The 5875-nt window shown below is 34.3% G+C and carries 6 protein-coding genes; 2 read left to right on the forward strand and 4 right to left on the reverse strand.

Annotated elements, in window-relative coordinates:
- Positions 1-188: 188 nt before the first annotated feature.
- Together PQG52_RS11240 and PQG52_RS11245 are read left to right on the forward strand one after the other, a co-directional pair.
- The gene (locus tag PQG52_RS11240; RefSeq protein WP_271829573.1) at positions 189-449 is read left to right on the forward strand and encodes a DinB/UmuC family translesion DNA polymerase; all 261 of its coding nucleotides are present in this window, start codon (positions 189-191) and stop codon (positions 447-449) included.
- Between the two features lie 53 nt (positions 450-502).
- Entirely contained in the window at positions 503-676 is a 174-nt protein-coding gene (locus PQG52_RS11245; RefSeq protein ID WP_271829574.1) for a hypothetical protein, read from the forward strand.
- Positions 677-752: 76 nt separating this feature from the next.
- Here the strand turns inward: PQG52_RS11245 and PQG52_RS11250 are convergent, their stop codons facing one another.
- The 4 genes from PQG52_RS11250 to PQG52_RS11265 form a co-directional block, all read right to left on the reverse strand.
- Positions 753-1967, reverse strand: a complete 1215-nt coding sequence (locus PQG52_RS11250) for a calcium-binding protein (RefSeq protein WP_271829575.1) — start codon at positions 1965-1967, stop codon at positions 753-755.
- Between the two features lie 271 nt (positions 1968-2238).
- Positions 2239-2652 carry a hypothetical protein gene (locus tag PQG52_RS11255; RefSeq protein WP_271829576.1) on the reverse strand — a complete coding sequence of 138 codons (414 nt, stop codon included), beginning with the start codon at positions 2650-2652 and terminating at the stop codon, positions 2239-2241.
- Positions 2653-2954: 302 nt separating this feature from the next.
- The gene (locus tag PQG52_RS11260; RefSeq protein ID WP_271829578.1) at positions 2955-4088 is read right to left on the reverse strand and encodes an SGNH/GDSL hydrolase family protein; all 1134 of its coding nucleotides are present in this window, start codon (positions 4086-4088) and stop codon (positions 2955-2957) included.
- Position 4089: 1 nt separating this feature from the next.
- Positions 4090-5875: hypothetical protein (locus PQG52_RS11265; protein WP_271829579.1), on the reverse strand; the 1786-nt coding region annotated here is incomplete at its 5' end.

The following is a 5875-nucleotide window of genomic DNA, read 5'->3' on the forward strand; positions in this document are numbered from 1 at the left end:
AACAATTCCCAATCGAAGAGATCTGAGGTGTTGGACGTAAACTTTCCACTAAACTCAACGCGATTGGCATCCAAACCGCATGGGAGCTGAGGAGTAGTAACGCCAATCATTTAGGAAAAACATTTTCTGTCATATTAGAGCGCACCGTTTTGGAACTTCAAGGAACATCCTGTATAGAACTTGATTTTATGGATACTCCTAAAAAAAACATTATGACATCTAGAAGTTTTGGCAAGCTAACCAAAGAGTTGTTCGAAGTTCAAGAAGCCCTTCGCGTTCATGCTAGTCGTGGTGCAGAAAAACTATCTTCCCAAAACTCATTAGCTCGAGCAGTATTGGTCTTTCTAAGAACAAATAGATCCCATGAACATCAACCCCAATATTATCCATCAATCGTCATTCCCCACTCTATCCGTCGGACGATACACGTCAGATCATCGAAGCTGTGAATATTGGATAAAACACATATTTAAAGAGGATTTTCTATCACAAAGTAGGCGTGATGATGTTAGACCTTGTTGATAAAGACAAACGCCAGCTCGATTTCTTTAGCAATGCTGAAAACGAGGACACCAAAGCTCGCAACGAAACACTTATACAAACGTTGAATAAAATCAATAAGAAAACAGGTCGTCATACTGTATCTTTTGGCGGTATAAATAAAAAAGATTCATGAGACCTCAAACGAGAGTTCATTAATAAACAATATACGACCTATTCAAATAACCTGCCTGTAATTAAAATTATTTAGTTTAATATAAATCTGCTGCGTATCTGGCAAAAATATTGCTGTGAATTTGTGAGGGATTTTCTCCTAGTGTAGCCATAAGATCATTAAATGTTGGTACATTTTGTTTATTGACATCGTACATATTTTGATCGTGAATTGATGTAGGCTCCTTTATGTTTTTGTCATTCCTAATAAAATCATTAATAATAGAGTCAGTAAATTGGTTATTATCGGATAACGTTGCTGGCTTTATTGTGCTGCTAGGTGATCCAATACCTGTTGTATTTTTCCCTGAAAACTGATCCAGCAATTCTTTAGCTGATAGCGTTTTATCTTTAAATTGGTAAGAGAAACCTTCATAGAAACTAGTAGAATATAGATCTGTAGATACTGTCAGACTATCATGATCACTATATTGAATTTTCAGACTTGTCTTTTTAACATTTTGACTTGTTCGTCCACCGATTTGATCTTTTTCTTCAAGTCTGACAGAGAAAATATCAGTACTGCTGACATCTAAAAACTGTACAGTATTCTGTTCTTTTATAATCAAATTAGGATCGGTAACAGATACGAGAGTGTCATTTCCATCACCTTTAGAAAACAAAAAACGGTTAGATGTTCCGTTTGATGCAATTAAAGTATCATCACCAGCACCACCGATAATCAAATGATTTCCACTACCCGACACAATTGTCTCATTATCTGATCCACCAATAATATATTTATTATCAGAATTTCCAAAAATCCACAGATCCTTATCCTTACTCGTCAGAACAGTATCATGCTTGTCAACAGTTACTAAATCAGAGTGGCCCTCAGCACTTTTATTTCCATATGCTAACATTTCAGCATTAGTAAAAACCCAACCAATCATAGATTCATATGCATCAAATTGTTTACCTAAAAAAAAATCTTTGATCGTGATGGTATTGTCATTTAACGTCGGCCCACCATAGGGTCCATTTTCATAAGAAAATCCACTGTAACCAATGGTTAAATCACTTCCTGAAATAGTATAAGAAGAAAATAGTTCATTGGGATCAACAAACATTGCGGTATTGATATCTGTTGGTGATTCTTTATAAAGATAAACAGTATCGTGACCAGTTTGTCCCATGAAAAGAAATTTATTGGTTCCTGCTACACCATAAATATCGTCATCATCACTTGTATTATTTATATAGAAATCATCGCCTGTTCCATAAATAACGCTTCTTTTTAGGAAATTATTCATATTGCACCTATAATTAATACTATATATAAATAATTATCATATACAAATATTGAAAAAAAAAAGAAAAAATAATATAATTTATTCTACTTATGTTATATTTACGTAATTAATTTAACTATAAACTATTCACTTCCCCCGCCACACCTTAATCAGCACGCATATTGCACGGATTACCAACGATAACGGAATACTGATTGCAATGATTGGAATAACCCAAGGGTCATGGATCTTGATCCATTCGGCGTTGCTTTCCCACCACCAGCGCAGGATTTCAAAGAAGTTCATAGTGTTTCTCTATCCCCCTTACAATTCTTAACTGAGCATAGAGATTAACTGCTGCAAAAACGCCCCATGCGACCAAGCTAAAATGCCATCGTCCATAAATCAAGATGTTTAAAAATCCCCATATCAGAATTGAAGATGCTAAAAAAGAAGCAATACCCCTACCGATCATGCTTTCACAGCGCAAAGCGATAAATTGAAATAAGCCAAATGCGATAAACAGCCATTGCCATACATCAAAGGGCAATACTTTTAAAAATCCATCAATAAAAGATCGTTGAATAATAAAACTATTGGAAATACACAACCCATATATTCCAACAACCATCAACAAAACTGAACTCCACCACTCGGCAAACCAATGATCGTGTGCTTTCATCGAACTAATTAATCTTCTGACCATCTTTAGCCTCCACTTTTGTAACAGACGGCGTCTTAAACGATGCTAATATGTAAATCAGTTTCGATAATTTATATGATTGACTGGCTTGGTCTGGCATTTTCGAAAATCGCACAATCAACGTTCAAATGGTCACCATCGCCGTCACAACCGCAACAATATTCCCCGCAACGTCCCCCGGAATTATACCCAGTAAATATTGAAAACATTGCACTATTAAGTCATTATCCATCTCTCTTCCTCTTTATAAAAAAGGCATAAAAAAAGACGCTATCGCGCCCCGTTTTATGCCTTATATATTGTGATTACACTCGCTTTATCGTTATATTTTTACAAAGGTTATCAACCTTTATATTAACATTTTGATTCATAATTGGAGATTGAACCTTGATAATCTCTTGAGATCCGCCCCAAATATTCGTATTGAATAATGCATTTCTAGCCTGTTTAATCAAATCTGGCAGAATATATTGCTTATAATTCGTAATTGTAGGATGCCCCGATAATTGCGGGTATACAGTATTTAGATAAATAATCTTTTTATCCTCTTTATAAATATCTGCTATCTTTAACCAGTCAGTTTGGTGCTGTCCCCAAAAAGGTGTCGTAAATAATAAAATCATATTAGGATAATGCTTGCGTAAATCATCAATCATTTGAATCGCTGCAGCAATAAAGTCCGTTGATGTTACTCCACTATCATTCGCTCCGATATTAAAAGCAGCAATGTCAATCCCTGTATAATCCCTAGGAATCCCATTATCCATATACTTATATGCAATCCCAACGGGAGGAGAATTGCCATTTCCATGTGCAAAAAAACCACTGCCTGCATAACCAGAAGTCGCGACATTGAACCCTAACGCATTTCCCAGCAACACTCCCCAACAACAGGTCACATCATTTGATTTAAAATCGGCATGCTCTGTACCAACTGTCCCGTAACCTTCCGTAAAAGAAGCGCCTATTGATAACATTGTTATATCATTTAAAGTTGTCTCAAATAATTTTGCATTATCAGCAATTTCAAGAGAGTTCAAAGTTACAATATTATTATTAACTTGGCCGTTCCAAGTCCATCTTGGCTTTTGTAATGATATAGTTCTAACCCAAATTTCTACATAGTGATTAGCAATTCCGTTCATGACAGGAGATTCGGTCGCATCATTTTGTGATGCAGGCAAAGTAATAATCATTTGATTAGTAATATGCGCGTATTGCCACATCAAACCATTAATACGCCACGCTAAAATGGGCGCATACCCTTTTGTAACATTAGGCATATCAAAGTTAAGAATAATATTTTTATTACCTTTTACAAACGCATCCGTTGTAAAACAAAAATTAGCCCCTGAATTATAACAAGTCGCTATATTACTTTCTATTTTCCACGTTCCTTTTGAAAAATAAAGATTCCCATTCGAAGGATAAATGTACATATTAAACCGTTCCTTTTAGAGGATTGCCGGTTATGTTTTTAATAAATATATGGGTATTTTTTGTATTAAAAACTAAAGGTTTATTACTATATGTATAATGTATAGGGATCAAATTCATGAAACCACCAGAGGTTTCGCCTAATGGTACGTTGTGTAGATCAAAACTATCCCCTTCATTTAAATCGATTTGTACCAATGGTGAATGAGTATTTTCATTCGCCACTCGCCCATCTATCAAGGGATAAAAGTAACTGTTGTTATTTGACGGAGATGTTGGTGTTAAAGAGGAATCATAATGATTGAAATATTTAGCCTCTCCAATCGTGAAAGATACATATTTAATGTATAGTGCTTTCTCTGGAGAAACATAATTGTCCGACTTGCAAGCTCTTAGAAAAATATTATTCCAATAAAAAGCAAAAGGAACAACACCGGTTAAAATACCATCAATAAAAATATAAGCTTGTTTATTAAAACAAGAGATCGATAAAGTATGCCATTTGTCTTTTTCCAATTCTTCTACTAATGTAATTTCTGTTTTTGCGACATAGTCCTTAAACGTAAACTTATTTACCGTTCCGGCTTGTAACCCTATACTATAATAAGTTTCCATGTTCCCAACGATGCTTCTACGCATAGAGTAAAGAGTATCGTAGGTACTATCGTATTTAAAATAACATTCAAATGTGAAGCTATCAAACATATAAGGCGCATTAATTGCTACAGAACCTTTATAACAACCGTCTTCATTAAAAAATGCCTGATTGTCACCGATATAGTACGGTTGAATAGAATTAAAACAATCATAATTGCTAAAAGGTTTCAATAGAATACCATTTGTTGAATTTTGATTCGTAAAAGAGTTGTTTTTACAACTATAATACCCCTCAAATGATGTAAAATCCGAGGAGACAGCTTGATTATTTTTTAGTGACGGCAATATTGAAGATAATCCAATATTACAAACAATCATCGCATTTTCAGGAACAGAAATAGTTGATGTTCCTCTTATCCTTAAACTTGACATATATAAAAATGTTTGTGCGGAACTTCTATTAAAATAATGACCGTCAATAGCATAAGCTGTCAGTCCTTTGTATCCGCAATTTAACAGAAAATAAGCAGTATGAAATTTGTTGTCATGTAGATTAATACCAAAAGCAGTATAATCCATTTCATAAGACTTATTATTACCAGAATAAACAGATACAAATTTTTTCCCTGGATTAATGCGAATATTTAAAGAATTTTCATACCCAACAATAAAATAATCACTATCTGTTGTATCACTTGATGCAATTTTGAAATCTACTCTAATCAAGGTATTCATGGGGGTTAATAAAGATTTGCTGGTATCTGGACTTAAATAGCCTGTAGTTAAGCCCTCAGCTGTTGATTTTGCATTACTGCTTGGGGTAAAATTGTCAATTGCAAAATTAATTGGTAACACACCGTTGTTGTTATTATAAGTTGTTTCTACTTCAAAGTTGTTCATATTCAATACTTTCCACGAATTATTTTTTCTAATCACAAGTTGTTTGCTATCTTCATTAAGACAAATTGTATTTTCAGGGACATCATCGACATTAATGCTCTGTATATTTGCTATTTGAAGACCTCTAACATTTAGAACTTGAGAACCATCGTTGATGTAGCTCTTACCATCTTGACCGTTCTGACCATTTTTTCCATTTTGCCCTTTATCACCTTTAACTAAACCAAGATTTAAAATATTATTACCATTTTCACCTGGTATAATTTCAGCTTTTGCTTGTTGATCTGGGTCG

The organism is Commensalibacter communis, assembly GCF_947179105.1.
GTDB lineage: Bacteria > Pseudomonadota > Alphaproteobacteria > Acetobacterales > Acetobacteraceae > Commensalibacter > Commensalibacter communis.

Coding starts and splice junctions, on each gene's coding strand:
- PQG52_RS11240 (WP_271829573.1), top strand. CDS start 189: ATGGATACTCCTAAAAAAAACATTATGACATCTAGAAGTTTTGGCAAG.
- PQG52_RS11245 (WP_271829574.1), top strand. CDS start 503: ATGATGTTAGACCTTGTTGATAAAGACAAACGCCAGCTCGATTTCTTT.
- PQG52_RS11250 (WP_271829575.1), bottom strand. CDS start 1,967: ATGAATAATTTCCTAAAAAGAAGCGTTATTTATGGAACAGGCGATGAT.
- PQG52_RS11255 (WP_271829576.1), bottom strand. CDS start 2,652: ATGGTCAGAAGATTAATTAGTTCGATGAAAGCACACGATCATTGGTTT.
- PQG52_RS11260 (WP_271829578.1), bottom strand. CDS start 4,088: ATGTACATTTATCCTTCGAATGGGAATCTTTATTTTTCAAAAGGAACG.